An 18,413-nucleotide genomic window follows, 5' to 3' on the forward strand; every position below is an offset into this window, starting at 1 on the left:
TACAATTATTCACATTTTCCGCTCGGACCGTTACCAAGACCTTAACGACGTTGGTAGAACGTCAGTTTTTGGTAAGCCTTTGAGACAAATCTCAGGCTGTTCTTGTCATCTTTTCTCGTGACGCCGCGATCAGGGCGATTGGCACGCCCACCATAAAGAGATGCGCCCCGAGATTATTGACGAAGGTCGACAGCACGAACGGCCCGCCGTGCTTGGCTTGCGACAGCGGCAGGACGAGGTAGTTCATCACCGCATAGGTCGCCAGGCCGTAGGCTAGGCCCATGACGATCGGGCGCTTGGTCAGGACCGGCAGTCTCAGGCTGGCCAGCACGTAGCAGGCGACCATCACCGCCATGATGCTGAAATGCGCGACCAGCCCCAGGGCCGCCGTCGCCGCGCCGCCGACGAAGGCGGCCTTGCCCAGCAGGCCGCTGGCCACGCTGTGGAAGATGCGCTCGGGCGGCACGCCCTTGGTGACGCCCCAGTAGACGCAGGCCTCGGTCATATCCAGGACCCCGGCCACGGCCGTCCCCAGCAGGATGGTCAGCGCGACATCGCGCGAAGACTTGGCGTTTTCCATGAGATTTCCCTCCCATTCCCTGGGAAGGACGTTACGCGCGAAGCCTACGTTCCGAGACCTGGCCTGGTCGCGCCAGGATCACTCTTCGTCGCTTTCCGGCGTGGGTTCGGGCTCGCGACCGCGGCGCTGGAAGCCCTTGCCGCGCTTCATCGGCTTGGGTTCGCCCTTGGCCTTGCGGGCGATCTCTTTCAGCTTGATAGCCTGGTTGCCCGACAGGGCCTGGCCGCGCGCGCCCTTTTCGGGATCGGCGAAGGCCCGGCCGTAGGTCTCGACGCGCTGGGCGACGCTGGTCAGGAACTCGCCCTCCCATTCGGAGAGCTCGATACCGGACTTCTCGGCCGCGCGCTTAGCCCGCTTGAGGGCGTTCAGCGCGGCCTTCTTGGCCTGCTCTTTCGGATCGGGCGGCTTGGCGCGCATGCTGTCGGGACTATCCCCGAGCCCGCGCGCCAAAGCACCCTTTAAAAACTTAGATCTCGCCGATGGCCGAGAGGTACAGGTCGAGGATGGCGTCCTCTTCCTGGCGCTTGGCGCGGTCCTGCTTGCGCAGGCGGACCACCTTCTTGAGGATCTTGACGTCGAAGCCGTTACCCTTGGCCTCGGCGTAGACCTCCTTCATCTGCTCCATGATCTCGGTCTTCTCGACCTCGAGGCGCTCGACGCGATCGATGATCGACTTCAGCTGACCCTGGGCGGTCGAGTTCAGAACGTCTGCGTGGGGAACGGCGTCGTCGGCCATGCGGGAAGTCTCGCGAGAGGCTGGAATTGGGAGGCGCGGAACCTAGTGCGAACGCGCGCCCCTGGGAAGCGCGATTCAGCGACCTTCCACACGTCCTCGCGCGATCTCGGCGAGGGCGGCCAGATCGAGGTTCTTCTCGTCCCCGCCCAGCAGCGATTCCAGGCTCGCCTCGGCCAGATCGGCCAGCGGCATGGACAGGCCCTTGGCCTCGGCGGCGTCCAGCACCAGGCGCACGTCCTTCAGGCCCAGCTCGGCGGCGAAGCCCGGCGGGGTGTAGCGGCGCTCGGCGATCATGGCGCCGTAGATCTTGTAGATCGGGGCGGCGAACAGGGTGCTCGACAGCATGTCCAGCAGCTCGGGCGCCTCGACGCCATAGGCCTCGCCCAGCGCCACGGCCTCGCCCATGCTCTCGATGGCCGAGACGATCATGAAGTTGCCGGCCAGCTTCAGGGCGGTGGCGCGGACGGGGTCGTCGCCCAGCGGCCAGACCTTGGCGGCCAGCAGCTCCAGCACCGGCATGGCGGTCGCCACGGCCTCGGGCGCGCCGGCGGCCAGGACGTTCAGCCCCCCGGCCTGGGCCACGGGCGGACGGCCGAACACCGGCGAGGCGACATAGCCGAGGCCCAGCTCGGCGTGCAGGGCCGACAGCTCGGCGGCCAGGGCGGTCGAGATGGTGGCCAGGTTGATGTGGACGACGCCCTTGCGGACCTTGGCCAGCGCGCCGCTGTCCAGCAGCACCGCGCGCATGGCTTGGTCGTGGGCCAGCATGGAGAGGACGATGTCGGCGGCGAAGACCTCGTCGACGCTGGCGGCGGGCGTCGCGCCCTCTGCGGCCAGTTCGTCGACGATGGCGCGCGAGCGGTTCCACACCGTCACGGACACGCCCTTGCCCAGCAGGTTGCGCACCATGGCCGCGCCCATGGCGCCTAGACCGATGAAACCGACGTTCATGCGGGAACTCCGTACTTAAAGCAGGCCGTGTCGCTCGACCGCGGCGCGCAGGGCCGCAGGGTCGGTGAAATGATGCGTGTGGAAGCCCATCGCGTCCGCCGTCTCGATATTGGGCGCGCTGTCGTCGATGAACAGCAGGTCGGCGGCTTCCAAGCCGGTGCGCTCCAGCACGATCTCGAAGATGCGGCGGCCGGGCTTGATCACGCCCTCGTCGCCCGAGACGATCGCGTCGCGGAAATAGCCGAAGTGCGCGGGCGAGACGGCCTGAACGGCCGGCCACTTGCTCTGGGGCATGTTGGTCAGGGCGAACTGCGGAACGTCCCGCGCCGCCAGGGCGTCGATCACGGACGCCGTCTCGGGAATCGGTCCCGACAGCATCTCATCGAAGCGCTCGTCCCAGGCCCGGATCTGCGCCTCATACTCGGGGAAGCGCGCGATCAGCGGCGCGGCGTTCTCCGGGAAGCCGACGCCCAGGTCGTGCGCGATGTGCCAATCGATAGTGCAGACATGCGAAAGGAACCGGTCGAGATCGGCCGGTTCCTTGAACATTTTCGCGTACAGTGCGCGGGGATCCCAGCGCACGATGACGTTGCCGACATCCCAGAGAACGGCTCTGGGAGACGACAAGGTCATTAGCCTTGCTTGGCTTTGAAGCGCGGGTCGGTCTTGTTGATGATGTAGATGACGCCCTTACGACGAACCATCTTGCAGTCGCGGTGGCGACCCTTCAGCGACTTCAGCGAGCTGCGAACCTTCATGACCGGTCTCTGTACTGTCGGCGGAGAGGTTCGGGCACGCAGTATACGGCCGGAACTTCCGGGGTGTTTCGGAGGCGGTGCGTATAAGCAGGACGCGAGCCGGAGTCAATGCGCCAGGCGACCTTTCCATAAGCCTGTCGCGGGAACTTCACCGCTCTGGCGCGCTTGTGATTGAAGCTTTTACTCGAACCCCGGTAGCTTCCCACGCATGGCCATCGATCGTCGCGTCTTTCTCGTCCTCCTGCTCGCCGGCTGCGCGGACACCTCCCCGCAGGGCCCGCTGACGGCGATCACGCCGCCTCAGCCCGCGCCCAAGCCCCATACGCCGGCCGCGCCGCAGCCGCTTCCGGCCACGCCCGTGCCCGCCGGCGAGATGGCCTTCGACACCTGGCTGCAGGACTTCCGGGGCCGCGCCCTGGCCGCTGGCCTCTCGCCCGCCCTGCTGGACCGCGAGCTGGCCGGCGTCACGCCCGATCCCAAGGTCATCAGCCTGGACAGCCGCCAGCCGGAGTTCTCCAAGCCGGTCGGCGACTACATCAAGGGCGTGATCAGCGAGGACCGCGTGGCCGTGGGCCGCCGCAAGCGCGAGGAGCTGACCTACCTGCCGACCATCGAGGCCCGCTACGGCGTGCCGCGCGACATCCTGCTGGCCGTCTGGGCCATGGAATCGGCGTTCGGCCAGCTGCAGGGCAATTTCGACGTCGTCCGCTCGATGGTCAGCCTCGCCGCCGACGGCCGCCGCCGCGCCTGGGCCGAGGGCGAGTTGATCGCCGCGCTGAAGATCATCGATTCGGGCGAGGTCACCCGCCAGCAGCTGCGCGGCTCTTGGGCCGGCGCCATGGGCCAGACCCAGTTCATCCCGTCCAGCTATCGCTCGACCGCCGTGGATTTCGACGGCGATGGCCGCCGCGACATCTGGGGTTCGGACGCCGATTCCCTGGCGTCGGCCGCGAACCTGCTGGCCAAGGGCGGCTGGAAGCCTGGCGTGGGCTGGGCCAAGGAAGTGATTCTGCCGGGCGGCTTCGACTATTCGGTGACCGAGGTCGAGAAGCAGGTCCCGGCCTGGTGGGAAGCGCGCGGCGTGCGCCGGGCCGACGGCCTGCCGTGGACGGCCGCCGACGCTTCACAGCCTGCCATGCTGATCCTGCCCTCGGGCGCGGCCGGTCCGGCGTTCCTGGCCCTGCCGAACCACTTCGCGATCCGCACCTATAACAACTCGACGTCCTACGCCCTGGGCATCGGCCTGCTGGCCGACCGCTTCGGCGGCGGCGCGGCGCCGGTCACGCCGTGGCCGGTCGAGACCCCGCTGTCGATGTCGGACCGCATGGCCGCCCAGATCGCCCTGGCCCGCGTCGGTTTCAATCCGGGCCCGGCCGACGGCGTCATCGGCGCAGGCACCCGCAAGGCCCTGCGCGCCTGGCAACAGAGCCAGCAACTGCCGGCCGACGGCTATCTGTCGAACGACATGGTCGCCCGGCTGAAGGCCCAGGCGGGGATCACCCCGTAACCACCTGCATCCAGATGCTGCGGCTCTGACCGGGCCGCAGCGTCACCATGCCGGTCTCGCCCTCCCCGAACGGGTTGGGGCGGCTGGCGCACGGCTCGACGCACAGGAAGCCCTGGCCCGGCGGCACATAGACGTGCAGCCAGCGGCACTCGGCCGAGGCGGTGATGGTGGTGTCCGGCTGGCCCGGCGCCTTCAGCACCGCGTGCTGGTCCCAGCCGGTGTAGCAGTGGTCGATCAGCTCGTGGCCGGCGACGCCAGCGCCATGCGCCCAGTCCGGACCCCAGACGCCGGCGTGGTGCGTGGTCGGCAAGACGTCCTTGTCGATCATCCAGACCCCGTCATTGGTCGCCGTCAGGGTCTCGCCCTCGCGCGCGGGGAAATAGGGGTGGAAACCCAGGCCCGCCGGCATGGCGTTCGGGCCGGTGTTGGTCACCGACAGCTCCAGGCGCAGGCCGGTCTCGCTCAGCGTGAACTTTTGCTCGGCACGATAGGCCCAGGGCCAGGCGTCCGCCGCGTGCACATAAGAGAGTAGCGCCTCGCCGCCCTGCGCCTTCTCCACCGTCCACGGGTTGCGCCAGCCCTGGCCGTGCAGTGGATGCGGATGGGTCCCGAGGTTCGGCGGCAGCACATAGTCGCGGCCCTCGAAGGTGAAGCGGCCGTGCGGGATGCGGTTGCAGAACGGGACCAGCGGGAAGCACGCCGAGGCCAGGGCGTCGGTCGCGCCGGTCACCATCGGCCGCAGCACGTGACGGCCCTCGATCGTGAAGGCCGCGATCGCGCCGCCGACGTTCGGGGCCAGCACCAGGCGGGCCGGGCCCTTTTCGATCACGGTCATGGCGTCACCTCTCTCTATTGTTGGCGCGCGTCAGACGGCGAAACCGCTCACACTTTCGCCTGACGCGCTTGCGTTGTTAGCGGTCTCACTGCCTTGCGCCCGATCCCGACGCAAGCTCAACTGCGACCATGGTCGAGACCCTCTCCGCGAAGGACGCGCGACGCATCGCGCTGGCGGCGCAGGGCTTCGGGCGTCCACGCCCGGCCGCGCCGGGCAAGCGCCACCTGCTCTCGACGATCGAGGCCCTGGGCGTCGTCCAGATCGACTCGGTCAATGTCGTCTCGCGCTCGCACTATCTGCCGCTGTTCTCGCGCCTGGGGTCCTACGACCGGACGCTGCTGGAGGACCTGGCCTGGGGCAGGAAGCCGGCGCTCGCCGAATACTGGGCGCACGAGGCCTCGCTGACGCCGCTCGCCACCCACCCGCTGCTGCGCTGGCGCATGCAGGACGCCCTCGACGGCGTCGGGGTGTGGAAGAACGTCTCGGCCTTCCTGCGCAGCCACGCCGACTTCATCGACCAGGCCCTGGCCGCCGTCGCCGAGCGCGGGCCGCTGGCGGCCTCGGAGCTGGACCTCGGCGCCAAGGGCGAAGGCGGCTGGTGGGGCTGGAGCGAGGGCAAGCGGGCCATGGAGTGCCTGTTCTGGACCGGCCGCCTGACCACCGCCACGCGGCGGGGCAGCTTCGAGCGGGTCTATGGCTTGCCGGAGAAGGTGCTGCCGAAGTCGGTGCTCGACACCCCGACGCCCAGCCGTGCCGAGGCCTGTCGCGAACTTCTGAAGATCTCGGCCCGCGCCATGGGCGTGGCCACCGAGCGGGACCTGCGCGACTATTTCCGCCTCAGCGTCGCCGACGCCCGCGACGGCGTGGCCGCCCTGGTCGCCGACGGGACCCTGACCAAAGTCGCCGTGAAGGGCTGGGACCAGCCGGCCTATCTGTGGCCGGAAGCCCGCCGGCCGCGCTCGATCAAGACCACCGCCCTGCTCTCGCCGTTCGACAACCTGATCTGGTTCCGCGACCGCACCGAGCGGATGTTCGGCGTTCGCGTGCGGCTGGAAATCTACACCCCGGCCGACAAGCGCACCCACGGCTATTACGTGCTGCCGTTCCTGCAGGATGAGGCGATCACCGCCCGAGTCGACCTGAAAGCCGATCGAAAGGCCGGAAAGCTGCTGGTCCTGGCCGCCCACAACGAACCGGACGCCGATGACGAGACCGCCGCCCGCCTGGCCGGCGAATTGTCCGTAATGGCCGCCTGGCTTGGGCTTTCACACGTCGAAGTTCGCCCGAAAGGCGATCTCGCGCCCAAGTTGGGTACGATCGTCAGCCTCCCGACATGAATGCTTGCTCGACCGGACTGTAAAGCATTGTAAAAACGCAGTCGGAAAACGAGCAACCCGGGGCGGGGCGCGATAATAATGACTGGCTGGTCGCCTGCTCGTCACCCCACAGACAACGGGCTTCCCGCGGCGCGTTCCGCTCCCCCGCGGAACGCGCCACTTCCCAGCATAAGTGAGCGCATGAAAGTCGCCCTTCTAGACGACGACCAAAGCCATAATGCGCTTGTCGCCTCGGTTCTGGATCCGGCAGGCTTTGTCTGCACCAGCTTCACGACGCCATCGCGCCTGTTGGCCGAGCTGCGCAAGCAGACGTTCGACCTGATCATCCTCGACTGGAACATGCCCGAGCTGTCGGGTGTCGAGACCCTGCGCCTGCTGCGCGAGGATCCGGTCACCGCGCCGCCGGTGCTGTTGCTGACCAGTCGTTCGGTCGAGGCCGATCTGGTCGAAGGCCTGAACGCCGGCGCCGACGACTACATCGTCAAGCCGTTGCAGCCGCAGGTGCTGCTGGCCCGCGTCAACGCCGTGGCCCGCCGCATCCACCGGCCCGCGACCTCGCCGCAGGTCGAGCAGCACGGCCCCTATCGCCTGGACCCCGGCGCCCACACCGCCAGCTGGGCCGGCCAGGTCGAGGCCCTGACGCCCAAGGAATTCCAGCTGGCGTCCTTGCTGTTCAACAACCTGTCCCGCCCGCTGTCGCGCGAGTATCTGCTGCGCCGCATCTGGGGCCAGCGGCCGGACCTGGAGACCCGCACCCTGGACGCGCACGTCTCGCGCCTGCGCGCCAAGCTGCACCTGCGCCCCACCAACGGATTCCGGCTGAGCACGGTCTACGGTTTCGGCTATCGTCTGGAAGCGTGTGATCCCGAGACGACGGCGGCGGGCGGGGGAGAGTAGAGATGACCAAGGCTGCGGGGGCGGGCCTTCTTCTTGCTGGGCTGCTGATGGCGACGGGCGCGAACGCCCAGGGCGCGGAGCCGCCGGTAGCCTATATGGTCAAGCCGGGCGACACCCTGATCGGCTTGGCCAGCCGCTACATGAACCGTCCGGGCGACTATCGCGCCGTGCAGAAGGCCAACCGCGTGGCCCAGCCCACGCGCCTGCGGCCGGGCTCGCAGCTGAACATCGACCCGAACCTGCTGAAGTCGACGCCGATCGCCGCCAGCCTGTCGGCCTTCACCGGCCCGGTGTTCATCGAGACCAACGGCCAGCGCGCCCCGGCCCGGGTCGGCATGCCGCTGACCGAGGGCCAGGTGGTCAGCACCGGCCCCGGCGCCTTCGCCACCTTCGAGCTCGAGGACGCCTCGCGCGTCACCCTGCCGTCCAACACCCGCGTGCGGATCTCCAAGCTGCGCCAGGTGCTGATCAACAACGCGCCCCAGCGGGTGTTCCAGCTGGACCAGGGCAAGAGCACGATCTCGGCGACGCCGACCACGACGCCGGGCGCCCGGTTCGAGGTGCGCACGCCGGTGTCGGTCTCGGCCGTGCGCGGCACCGAGTTCCGCGTCGGGGCCGGCGGCGACACCGCCCAGACCGAAGTGCTGAAGGGCGCGGTCGGCGTCGGGGCCGGCCAGGCCCAGCCTGAGGGCCCGCCCGTGGCGGCGGGCTTTGGCGTCGGGACCTCGGCCAGTGGCGTCGGCGCACCGGTCGCCCTGCTGCCCGGCCCGAAGATGGGTCCCGGCGGCCAGACCCAGAGCGAGGCCATCGTCCGCTTCACGGTCCAGCCGGTGCCGGGGGCGGCGTCCTACCGCCTGCTGCTGGCCCGCGACGCCGGCTTCATCGACATCTTCGCCGAGGCCCGGACCCAGACCACCACCCGCGAATGGCCGACCGCCGACTTCAGCCAGCTGGAGAACGGCACCTATTTCGTCCGCCTGACCGCGATCGATCCGGGCGGCCTGGAAGGCTTCCCCTCCGACTACAGCTTCGATCGCGACCTCAACACGCTGACGGCAGGCGCGCCGTCCGACAGCCGCGAGGGCAAGCACCGCAAGTTCCTGTTCCGCTGGAGCGCGGCCGGTGACGGCGTGCGCAACTACCGCTTCCAGCTGTTCTCCGACGCCGAGGCCAAGGTCCCGGTCGTCGATCAGCCCGGCCTGACCGAGCCCCAGCTGACCCTGACCGACCTGCCGCCCGGGAGCTATTCCTGGCGCGTGGCCGCCGTGCGCTTCAAGGACGGCGCGGTGACCGAGAAGCTCGGCACGCTGCAACAGCTGCAGATCGGGAAGTGACCAGCGTCGCGTCACGCCAGTCACCGCGTCAGGCGTCGCGTCCCAGCGGCCGGCTGCTGTCCTGGCTGCTGCTGGCGATCGTCTCCAGCCTGGTCATGGTGGCCTTCGCCGTCCTGCCGCCCAAGCGGCTGGACAACGTGCTGTACGACATCCTGGCCCGCGCCAACGGCCGGCCGGCCGACGCCTCGATCCTGATCGTCGACATCGACGACCGGAGTCTCGCCCAACTCGGCGCCTGGCCCTGGTCGCGCGAGACCCACGCCCGCATGGTTGACCGGCTGACGCAAGCCGGCGCCAAGACCATCGTCTACGATGTGCTGTTCAGCGAGGCCGGCGATCCGGCCCAGGACCAGGCTTTGGGCGAGGCGATCACCCGTTCGGGCCGGGTCTACCTGCCGCAATTCCTGGCCAATGGCGGCGGCGACACCGCCTCGCGCGTGGTCGGTTCGGTGCCGGCCATCGCCCAGGGCGCGGCCGGCGTCGGCCTGGCCCATGTCCGCTTCGACGACGACGGCGTGGTCCGCCGCATGGCCCCGTTCGAGATCAACGGCCCCAGCCTGACCCCGGACCTGGTCACCGTCGTCCATCGCGCCACCCACCCCGTCGGGGCGCGCGATATCACCCGTGGCTTCGACCAGACCCTGCTGATCCCGTTCGCTGGCCCGCCGTCGATCTATCGCCATGTCAGCTTCTCCAGCGTGCTGGACGGCGAGGCCCCGCCCTCGCTGATCGCCGGCCGCACCGTCTTCGTGGGCCTGACCGCGCCGGGCCTGGGCCCCGCCTTCCCGACGCCGGTGACCCCGGACGCGGCCAGCATGACCGGCGTGCAGCTGCAGGCCAGCGTCCTGGACGGCCTGCGCAGCGGCCTGATGGTCAAGCCCGCCGGCCCGTGGAGCCGCGTGGCCTTCACGCTCACCCTGCTCTGGCTCTTGATGGTCGGGTTCCTGGTCCTGCCGCCGCGCGCCAACCTGGTGCTGACCATCGGCCTGTGCCTGGTGGGTCTCGCCTATTCGGCGGCGATGTTCTGGCTGGGCCAGGTCTGGCTGTCGCCGATCACCACCGTGCTGGGCCTGAAGATCATCGCCCTGGTCTGGGGCTGGGGGCAGTTGGGCCGGGTCAACGACCTGCTCAGCCGCGAGCTGGCCCGCGTGCGCGGCATCGTCCGCAGCCGCAAGGCCGCTCCGGCCGACTTCGAGACCGACGTCGTCGCCCGCCAGGCCTCGGACCTGGGCGAGGCGATCACCCAGATGGACGACCTGCGCCGGTTCTCGGCCGACGCCCTGTTCAGCCTGCCCGACGCAACCCTGGTCGCCGACGCGCGCGGCCGGGTGATCGCCGCCAACGCCGCCGCCCAAGCGCTGTTCAAGCCCAGCCAGATCGTCCTGGCCGGCTCGTCCCTGGCCGACCTGATCAACGCCCTGGACCCGCTGGGCCATCGCTTCGAGCTGGACTGGCCGCAGGCGACCGAGCGTCACGAGCCGATCGACCTGCACCTGCCCGACGGCCGCGCCTTCCAGCTGCAGACCGTGTTCCGCAAGGACGCGACCGGCGCACCCGCCGGCTGGATCGTCCGCCTGGCCGACATCTCGATCCTGACGGCCGCCATGCGCCAGCGCGAGCAGGCGCTGCAACTGCTGACCCACGACATGCGCTCGCCGCAGACCTCGATCCTGGCTCTGCTGACCACGACGCCCGACGTCCCGCCCGAGCTGTCGGAGCGCATCGCCGCCTACGCCAAGCGGACCCTGGCCCTGGCCGACGGCTTCGTGCAGCTGGCCCGGGCCGAGGTGACGCCGGTCTATCTGGAGCCGGTCGACCTGACCGACATCGCCGTCGAGGCCATCGACGAGGTCTGGCCCCAATCGGTGCAGCGCAAGATCCGCATCGAGCAGGTCGGCGGCGACGACGCCCTGACCGTGCTGGGCGATCGCGGCGTGCTGGCCCGCACCCTGGTCAACCTGCTGGGCAATGCGGTGAAGTACAGCCCCGAGGGCTCGACCATCACCGTCAGCCTGTCGGAGCAGCCCTCGGCCAGCGGCCCGACCGCCAATGTCGCCATCGCCGACCAGGGTCCGGGCTTCTCGCGCGAGGAGGCCGCCACCGCTTTCCGTCCGTTCCAGCGGTTCGAGCGGCCGGGCCACGACTTCGCGGTCAATGGCGTGGGCCTGGGCCTGGCCTTCGTGCAGGCCGCCGTCGCCCGCCACGGCGGCGAGGTCTCGTGCCGCAGCGCGCCGGGCGTCGGGGCCGAGTTCACCGTGCGCCTGCCGCGCCACGTGGCGGTAGCGAACTAGCCTTTCGAGGTCGGCTTCAGGGCCGCGACCAGCAGGTCGGCCACCGCCGCCGGCTCGCCCTTGCGCACCCGGATCGACGACCAGGCCACGGTCTTGCCCGTCCCAGCCTCCAGCACCGCCAGGGTGACGGTGCGAGCCGGGCCCTTGGCCTGCCACGGCCGCCACCAGGGCCGCTGCTCCGCCGCGCTGCGCCAGGCCTTGTCGTCTAGGGTCCCGGCCGCGCTGGAGACGCCGACGTGGGACGGGGCCACCGCCACGCCAACCTGGACAAGATAGGCGGGCTTGCCGCCAGCGGTCCCGCCCAGGGAATCGATCGCCCGGACCTGCACCGCCTTGGCGAAGGCCGCGTCCGCGCCGTCGGCCGAACTGGCATAGGGAGCCAGGCCCTTCAGCCCGGTGACGTCGCCCTGACCCACGGCGCGGGGCGAGGCGCAGGCGCCGAGCAGCGCCAGGCAAGCCCCGGCCAGCAGAAAGCCGCTTGCGCGCATGGTCTTCGCCCTCGAACGGTTGAACCGCGGCAGGATAACGCCGGTCGCGCTTGAGGTCACGCCAACCATGCCCACCAGATCAGCGCGAGCAACCCCCAGCTCAGCAAGGCCAGGATCACGGCCACGATCAGCGACGCGAAGCGGCGGTGAGACCGCGATCGCTTGGCGATGGTCGTGACCGGCCGTCGCATCGTCCCGGACTGGCCCATGGTTTCCGCGCTCCCCGATCGCGTTTTGCAAGTATAGAGAGCAAGACCGCGGCGACGGCCAGGGATGAGGGTCCCGATTTTACAATGGATTACATTGCCGATCTGGACCGCATGCGGACGGATCGCAGCCTGGCCGGGCAAAAGCCGATCGTTCCGTACAAGTTTCTCATCGTCGACAGGCGCAAGGTGGCGACGTCTCCAAGGACAAGGCCCTCCCCTCCCCCGCAGGGCCTTTAGCGCCGCCCTCCTCCCCTCCCCCCAGCATGAGGAGGGCGGCCTCCCCACTTCTCCCCGGTTTGGGTTCGGTTCGCGCAAGACGACGCGGCCTCATCGAGCCCGCGCCGCGACATTTCGACACATAAATCCAAGCATAGGCCCGGCCGGACGGGCCAGCCGCCCTCCGCACGGCAAGGCTTAACCATGAAAACCGCTGCTATCTAAGGTTTTCCGCCCCGCAAGGCCTCAAACTGCCCTGTGGAAAAGGCCTGAGGATCGTTCTCAACAAACGATCGTCTTTCCGCCAAAAAGATGGATAGTGCTGCGCCGTAGAGGGGCGGCGCTTGGCGGATGTAGGTGATCTTTTGGGCGTGACGGACTCGGACAAGGCCGCACTGCTGGGCCTGTACGAGGAAAAGCGCACCAATCTGGTGCGTTTCTTCGCGGCGCGTCTGGGTTCCCGCGCCGAGGCCGAGGACCTGGTCCAGGACCTCTATATCCGCATCAGCGGCATGGATTCGGTCGGCCCCGTCGACAATCCGTCGGCCCTGCTGCACCGGATCGGCTCGAACCTGATGTTGGATCGCCTGCGCAGCCAGAAGCGCTCCGGCACGCGCGACAGCGACTGGCGCAGCGTCAACACCACGGTCGTGGCCGGCCACGAGGTCGCCGACGAACCGGCCGCCGACGAGGTCGTCGCCAGCCGCCAGCGGCTGAAGGCCCTGGTCGAGGCCGTCGAGGACCTGCCGGAAAAGACCCGCCAGGCCTTCCAGCTGCACAAGCTGGAAGGGCACAGCCACATGGAAACCGCGCGCCGCATGGGCATCAGCGTCAGCACGGTCGAAAAGCACATAAGCTCCGCCTTGAAGACCCTGACGAGGCGGCTACGGTGATTTATGAAGTGTCACATGGGGGATGGGCCGGGTCGGCGCCGTCTACGATTTGGGGGATGATGGATCCTCGTCGGAGCAACACCGGATGAGCCGGTCAGCGCAGCATCTGCAAGAGGCGGCCGATTGGCTGACCCGACTGCAGCGGCCGGAGGTCGAAGAGACCGACTGGCTGGCGTTTGACGCCTGGCTCAACGAGCCCGGTGCGCAGGAGGCGTATGACGCCATCCAGGCCGTCGACGAGGAGATCTTCCAGCGAGGTGCGGCCGTCCGGGGGGAATTGGCCGAACCGAAGCGCGCCGCGGCGAAGCGTGCGTTCCAGATCGACTGGCGTTGGCTGGGCGGTCTGGGCGCGGCGGGCGCCGCGGCCGCCGTCGCCCTGGTGGTGGCGCCCTGGGGCGAGCTGCTGCCGGCTTCCGACACGCTCTACACCACGGCCAAGGGCGAGAACCGCGCCATCGCGCTGGCCGACGGCAGCCACATCGACCTGAACACCGACTCGCACCTGTCCGTGCGCCTCGAGAAGGACGCCCGTCGCGTCACCGTGCACGACGGCCAGGCCCTGTTCGACGTGGCTCACGACCAGGCTCGTCCCTTCCTGATCACCGCCGGCGACGAGACCGTGCGCGTGGTCGGCACCAAGTTCGACGTCCGCCGCCGCGACGGCCAGCTCACGGTCACCGTGCTGCGCGGCCTGGTCGAGGTCTCGACCGATGGCGACGACACCCCCGTGCGCCTGCGCCCGGGTCAGATGCTGGAGCACGTCGAAGGCGCCTCGGGCGTCACCGTGCGCAAGGTCGCGGCCGAGGATCAGGTGGGCTGGCGCTCGGGCCGTCTGATCTATCGCGACGAGCCGCTGGGCCGGATCGTCGGCGACATGAACCACTATTTCGACCGGCCGCTTCGCCTTGAAGGTGAAAACACGGCCAACCTTCGATTCTCCGGCGTATTGATCGTGGATGGCCAGGATGCGATGGTTCGCCGCCTGACCAGCCTCATGCCGATTTCGGCGACGCCGAGCGATGATTCGATTGTCCTGCGCGGAAGGCCCTCCGCTCCCAACTGACGTTCTGCATCGGGCCCGATCCTGAATCGGGCTTCGATCCTGCTCGCCGCCAGTATCCTGGGACTGGGCGTCAGCGCGCGTGAAGCCGCCGCGCAAACCCGCGCGCGCCTGGACATCCGCAAGGCCACCGCCGCCGAGACCCTGATCGAACTGGGCGTCCGCATGGGCGCGACCATCGGCGGGGTCGAGGCCTGCAAGGGTCCCGGCGTTCCCCTGGTCGGCAGCTTCAGCCTGCGCGAGGCCCTGGACCGCGCCAGCCAGGGCAAGGGCTGCGCCTACGTCTTCATCGACGCCCGGACGATCCGCTTCTCGGTCGTCCGTCCCGCTCCGCCCCCGCCGCCCCGTCCCGTGGTCGCCGCCAAGCCGACGGCCGCCACGCCCGAGCCGATCGCGCCCCTGGCCCCGCTGGTGATCAACGCCGGCAAGCGCTCGCCCCGCCTGGGCGCCCTGCCCGGCGGCGTCAGCGTCATCGGCTCGCCGCAGTTGCAGGACACCGGCGTCGGCGAGACCGGCTCGGTGGCGCGCCAGACGGCCGGCTTCATGACCACCAACCTGGGCGCGGCGCGCAACAAGATCCTGCTGCGCGGCCTGTCGGACGGCACCTTCACCGGCCGCACCCAGTCGACGGTCGGCACCTATCTCGACGAGGTGCCGGTCAACTACAACGCCCCCGACCCCGACCTGCGGCTGATCGATGTCGACCGGGTCGAGGTGCTGCGCGGCCCGCAGGGCTCGCTGTACGGCGGTGGCTCGCTGTCGGGCATCTACCGTATCGTCACCCGCCAGCCGGAGCTGGGGACCTATTCGGCCTCGATCGGCTCGACCATCGCCACCACGGAATCGGGCTCGGACAGCTATCGGCTGGAGGGCGTGGTCAACGCGCCGACGGGCCAGACCTCCGCGGCGCGCGGCGCTTTCTACTACGACGTCGACGGCGGCTATCTCGACGACGTCAACCTTCGCCTGTCCAACGTCGACAAGACCACGCGCCGGGGCGGCCGCCTGGCCTGGCGCGTGAACCTGGGCGACTGGCAGGTCCGGCTGGGCACGGCCCTGCAGAGCGTCTCGTCCAAGGACACCCAGTACGTCACTCTGACGCCGGGCGGCCCCCGCCGCGCCAACCAGGTCCGCGAAATCCACCGCAACCGCCTCAGCCAATCCTCGGTCAAGATCAGCGGCTCGGGCGACTGGGGCCAGTTCGAATCGGTGACCGGCTACGTCACCCACCGCTACGCCAGCCGCTACGACGCCACCGTCTCGCTCAGCGAGTTCTCGGAAGAGGCGCTGGAGCTGGGCGTCTATGACGAGGCCGCCCGCGTGCGCATGGTGGTCGAGGACATGATCTACACCGCGCCCGCCGTAGGCCGGCTGCGCTGGATGGTCGGCGGCTTCCTGGCCACCAGCATCGAGGAAGGCGATTCCGATCTGCGGGCCCGGTCCGGCAATGTCACCCGCAGCTATTACGACGAGAACCGCAAGGACCGCCTGAACGAATACGCCCTCTACGGCGAGGCCACCTACGACCTGGGCCGCGACTGGAAGGTCGCGCTGGGCGGTCGGGCGTTCAAGACCACGGTCCACACCCGCTCCTACGTCACCGCGCCGGCGCCGGGCCAGTCGCGCGACCTGGACCGCGAGGCCTCGTTCAGCGGCTTCTCGCCGAAGGTGTCGATCCAGCGCGACCTGGCGCGCGGCGGCATGATCTACGCCCTGAGCTCGGAAGGCTATCGCGCCGGCGGCTTCAACTCCGGGGGCCTGACCACGCCGTCCGAGACGCGGCGCGTGTTCCAGCCCGACCACCTGCGCAACTACGAGGTCGGCGCGACGCTGAACCCCTTCGACGGCCGCGTGAACCTGCGGGCGGCGCTGTTCTATGACGACTGGCGCGACATCCAGACCGACCAGTACTTCGCCTCGGGCCTGTCCTACACCGCCAATATCGGCGACGGCCGCAATCGGGGCCTGGAGGTCGAGGCCGCCTGGCGCGCGACCCCGCACCTGACCCTCAGCGGCAACGCCCTCTTCAACTCGCCGAAGCTGACCCGCATCGCGCCGGGCTACGGCATCACCGACAGCGCCAGCCTGCCCGGCGTGCCGGACGTCTCGTTCGGCAGCCTGGTCACCTACCAGCGGCCGATCCTCGCGGACGCCACCCTGATGCTGACGGCCGAGACCGGCTACATCGGCGAGTCCCGCCTGACGTTCGACCCGCGCTTCTCGCCGACCATGGGCGGCTACTACACCGGCAAGCTGTCGGCCCAGGTGCTGACCGACCGTTGGCGTGCGGCGGTGTTCGTCAGCAATCCCTGGAACAGCTCCAGCGACACCTTCGCCTACGGCAACCCCTTCAGCTTCGGCCAGGTCCGTCAGGTGACCCCGCAGCGACCGCGTACCTGGAGCCTGGCCCTGTCGGCCAACTTCTAGTCGCCGCCGCCCCTCATTTCGGGGGCAATTTGTTGCAAAGCTTACACATTTGTCATGCGCGGAAGCGGGGGGCGGCCGCGCGCGGCGGCGTCACTCTATCGAAGACGGCTGCGGGGGCGTGGTCGTTCGATCGAGGACATGTGATGGCCAAGCTTTCGGCCCTGCTCTGCGTGCACAACGAAGAACAACGCCTGTCGGCGTGCCTGGCGGCCCTGTCGTTCTGCGACGAGATCGTCGTGGTCGCCGACCGCTGCAGCGACGGCACCGAAGCCATCGCCCGTCACCACGGCGCCGTGGTGGTCGCCGGCATCTTCCCGATCGAAGGCCCGCGCAAGCACGCCGGCATCGCCCGCTGCACCGGTGAGTGGATCCTGGAGCTGGACGCCGACGAAGGCGTCACCCCCGCCTTCGCCAAGGAGATCCGTGAGACCGTCGAGCGCGCCGACGCCGCCGACTGGTACCAGATCCCGATCGACAACTATGTCGGCGAGCAGCTGGTGCGCCACGGCTGGGGCGGCTCGTTCGGCACGGCCTCGGCCGCCCGCCTGTTCCGTCGCGGCGTCAAGTCGTGGAAGGCCGAGCGCGTCCATCCGGGCGCCAAGCTGGACGGCGCCTATGGCGGCCGCCTGAAGACGCCGCTGAACCACATGGTCGACGAGGACATCGCCGACATGTTCGCGCGCCTGGGCCGCTACACCGCCCTGAAGGCCCAGGACCTGGCCGACAACGGCAAGATCAAGGGCCTGGCCGACGACGCCTTCCGCGGCGTGCGCCGGTTCTTCAAGTGCTACGTCTCGCGCAAGGGCTACAAGGAAGGCGATCTGGGCTTCCTGATCTCGCTGATGGCCGGCCTCTATCCGATCCTGTCGAACCTGCGGGCCCGCGAGATCCTGCGCACCCGCGCCAAGGCGGCCAAGGCCGAGCGTCCGGCCCCCGCGCCGCTGCCGCTGCGCCGCGCCGAAGCCGCCGGCCAGTAAGTCCCATGGCCGACCTGCCGCTCGCCTTTCGCCTGGTCCTGGGACCGGAGCTCGCGCGCTGGGCCAAGGCCGGCCACGCGCCGGTGCTGTGGTGGCGCGACGACGACGCTCGCGGCCCCCACGTCGCGCTGGACATGCTGCTGGACCTCGCGCGTCGGCGCGGGGCGCCGCTGACTCTGGCGGCCATCGCCGGCCCCAGTCTGTCGCTGCTGGTCCGTCGCCTGGAGCGCGAGCCCGCCGTCGAGATCGCCGTCCACGGCTTCAAGCACGTCAATCGTCAGCCCGAAGGCCAGGGCTTCGGCGAGATCGTCGACAGCGACGATATCGACTGGGTCCGCGCCGAACTGCGGGCGACCGTGGCCGCCTTCCATCGCGCCGGCGCCGTCCCGACCCTGTTCGTGCCGCCGTGGAACAATCTCAAGCCGCAGCTGCTGGAGGTCCTACCCGACTCGTCGATTTCGGTGGTGTCGGGCTTCGATCTCAACAGCGGCTCGGACGGCGGCGTCACGCGGCTGGACGCGCACCTGGACGTGCTGCGCTGGAAGGGCGGCGGCCGGTTCCGCGGAACTTGGAAGTTCCTGTCACGGATGCGGCGGCTGCTGGTTCAGCGGCGCAAGGCGGGCCAATGGGACGAGCCGATCGGCCTGCTGACCCATCACCTGGATCACGACCAGGAGACCTGGCAGTTCCTGGAGACGTTCCTGGAGACGTTCCGCGTTACCGCGCGCCGTCAGCTGACGGGCGAGCCTGCGGTCCAGCTCGAAGCGCTCAGCGCTTAGACGCGGCTAGGCGAGCTCGGGACGGTCGCGCAGGCACTCGCCGATGGCGCGGAAGCAGCCCGGAATGCCCAAGGCGCCCATGAAGGACATGGCCACGGCGCAGACCAGCATGATCGGTTGGAAGATGCGCATCGGGAA

The 18,413-nt window shown here is 69.4% G+C and carries 19 protein-coding genes and 1 pseudogene; 10 read left to right on the plus strand and 10 right to left on the minus strand.

Going from position 1 to position 18,413, the window contains the following annotated elements; translation table 11 throughout:
* Positions 1–91: 91 nt before the first annotated feature.
* The 6 genes from AC07NI_RS10550 to ykgO all read right to left on the minus strand — a co-directional run bounded on the left by AC07NI_RS10550 (position 92) and on the right by ykgO (position 3,025).
* Complete coding sequence (locus tag AC07NI_RS10550) at positions 92–580, minus strand: hypothetical protein (protein ID WP_494618767.1); 489 nt, start codon at positions 578–580, stop codon at positions 92–94.
* A gap of 78 nt (positions 581–658) precedes the next feature.
* Entirely contained in the window at positions 659–997 is a 339-nt protein-coding gene (locus tag AC07NI_RS10555) for a hypothetical protein (RefSeq protein WP_494618768.1), read from the minus strand.
* 49 nt (positions 998–1,046) lie between these two features.
* Positions 1,047–1,316: a nucleoid-associated protein GapR gene (gene gapR / locus AC07NI_RS10560; RefSeq protein ID WP_125159195.1), complete on the minus strand. Its 270-nt coding sequence runs from the start codon at positions 1,314–1,316 to the stop codon at positions 1,047–1,049.
* A 75-nt stretch (positions 1,317–1,391) separates the two neighbouring features.
* On the minus strand, positions 1,392–2,267 hold the full coding sequence (locus AC07NI_RS10565; protein WP_494618769.1) for an NAD(P)-dependent oxidoreductase: 876 nt from the start codon (positions 2,265–2,267) through the stop codon (positions 1,392–1,394).
* 15 nt (positions 2,268–2,282) lie between these two features.
* A complete protein-coding gene (locus AC07NI_RS10570) occupies positions 2,283–2,900 on the minus strand; it encodes an HAD family hydrolase (protein ID WP_494618770.1) in 618 nt (205 codons plus the stop codon).
* Positions 2,900–3,025: a type B 50S ribosomal protein L36 gene (gene ykgO, locus AC07NI_RS10575; RefSeq protein ID WP_004616427.1), complete on the minus strand. Its 126-nt coding sequence runs from the start codon at positions 3,023–3,025 to the stop codon at positions 2,900–2,902. Before ykgO ends, AC07NI_RS10570 begins: the two co-directional genes overlap by 1 nt.
* Positions 3,026–3,233: 208 nt before the next feature.
* Between ykgO and AC07NI_RS10580 the strand changes: the two genes are divergently transcribed.
* Entirely contained in the window at positions 3,234–4,532 is a 1,299-nt protein-coding gene (locus AC07NI_RS10580; protein WP_494618771.1) for a lytic murein transglycosylase, read from the plus strand.
* On the opposite strand, the gene AC07NI_RS10585 is transcribed toward AC07NI_RS10580, so the two are convergent.
* The gene (locus AC07NI_RS10585; protein WP_494618772.1) at positions 4,522–5,367 is read right to left on the minus strand and encodes an aldose 1-epimerase; all 846 of its coding nucleotides are present in this window, start codon (positions 5,365–5,367) and stop codon (positions 4,522–4,524) included. The genes AC07NI_RS10580 and AC07NI_RS10585 overlap by 11 nt on opposite strands.
* A gap of 128 nt (positions 5,368–5,495) precedes the next feature.
* Between AC07NI_RS10585 and AC07NI_RS10590 the strand changes: the two are divergent.
* The 4 genes and pseudogenes from AC07NI_RS10590 (at position 5,496) to AC07NI_RS10605 (ending at position 11,226) form a co-directional block, all read left to right on the plus strand.
* Positions 5,496–6,727, plus strand: a pseudogene (locus tag AC07NI_RS10590) (winged helix-turn-helix domain-containing protein).
* Positions 6,728–6,782: 55 nt separating this feature from the next.
* Entirely contained in the window at positions 6,783–7,601 is an 819-nt protein-coding gene (locus AC07NI_RS10595) for a response regulator transcription factor (protein WP_494618773.1), read from the plus strand.
* Between the two features lie 2 nt (positions 7,602–7,603).
* Positions 7,604–8,935 carry a FecR domain-containing protein gene (locus tag AC07NI_RS10600; RefSeq protein ID WP_494618774.1) on the plus strand — a complete coding sequence of 444 codons (1,332 nt, stop codon included), beginning with the start codon at positions 7,604–7,606 and terminating at the stop codon, positions 8,933–8,935.
* Positions 8,932–11,226 carry a CHASE2 domain-containing protein gene (locus AC07NI_RS10605; protein WP_494618775.1) on the plus strand — a complete coding sequence of 765 codons (2,295 nt, stop codon included), beginning with the start codon at positions 8,932–8,934 and terminating at the stop codon, positions 11,224–11,226. The genes AC07NI_RS10600 and AC07NI_RS10605 overlap by 4 nt, the downstream gene beginning before the upstream one ends.
* On the opposite strand, the gene AC07NI_RS10610 is transcribed toward AC07NI_RS10605, so the two are convergent.
* Both AC07NI_RS10610 and AC07NI_RS10615 read right to left on the minus strand, forming a co-directional pair.
* Positions 11,223–11,714 (minus strand): hypothetical protein, encoded by a 492-nt coding sequence (locus AC07NI_RS10610; protein WP_494618776.1) that lies wholly within the window; start codon positions 11,712–11,714, stop codon positions 11,223–11,225. The two genes, AC07NI_RS10605 and AC07NI_RS10610, sit on opposite strands and share 4 nt — an antisense overlap.
* Positions 11,715–11,770: 56 nt before the next feature.
* Positions 11,771–11,923: a hypothetical protein gene (locus AC07NI_RS10615; RefSeq protein ID WP_494618777.1), complete on the minus strand. Its 153-nt coding sequence runs from the start codon at positions 11,921–11,923 to the stop codon at positions 11,771–11,773.
* 587 nt (positions 11,924–12,510) lie between these two features.
* Here AC07NI_RS10615 and AC07NI_RS10620 point away from each other — a divergent pair.
* From AC07NI_RS10620 to AC07NI_RS10640, 5 genes are all read left to right on the plus strand, one after another.
* Positions 12,511–13,032: an RNA polymerase sigma factor gene (locus AC07NI_RS10620; protein ID WP_494618778.1), complete on the plus strand. Its 522-nt coding sequence runs from the start codon at positions 12,511–12,513 to the stop codon at positions 13,030–13,032.
* 85 nt (positions 13,033–13,117) lie between these two features.
* Positions 13,118–14,095 carry a FecR family protein gene (locus AC07NI_RS10625; RefSeq protein ID WP_494618779.1) on the plus strand — a complete coding sequence of 326 codons (978 nt, stop codon included), beginning with the start codon at positions 13,118–13,120 and terminating at the stop codon, positions 14,093–14,095.
* 162 nt (positions 14,096–14,257) lie between these two features.
* On the plus strand, positions 14,258–16,519 hold the full coding sequence (locus tag AC07NI_RS10630; RefSeq protein ID WP_494618780.1) for a TonB-dependent receptor: 2,262 nt from the start codon (positions 14,258–14,260) through the stop codon (positions 16,517–16,519).
* Between the two features lie 143 nt (positions 16,520–16,662).
* Positions 16,663–17,496 (plus strand): glycosyltransferase family 2 protein, encoded by an 834-nt coding sequence (locus AC07NI_RS10635; protein WP_494618781.1) that lies wholly within the window; start codon positions 16,663–16,665, stop codon positions 17,494–17,496.
* 5 nt (positions 17,497–17,501) lie between these two features.
* Complete coding sequence (locus AC07NI_RS10640; RefSeq protein WP_494618782.1) at positions 17,502–18,275, plus strand: polysaccharide deacetylase family protein; 774 nt, start codon at positions 17,502–17,504, stop codon at positions 18,273–18,275.
* A 6-nt stretch (positions 18,276–18,281) separates the two neighbouring features.
* Here AC07NI_RS10640 and AC07NI_RS10645 read toward each other — a convergent pair whose 3' ends face one another.
* Entirely contained in the window at positions 18,282–18,407 is a 126-nt protein-coding gene (locus AC07NI_RS10645; protein WP_494618783.1) for a hypothetical protein, read from the minus strand.
* Positions 18,408–18,413: the final 6 nt, after the last annotated feature.

Source organism: Caulobacter sp. GW821-FHT10E02 (assembly GCF_059415225.1).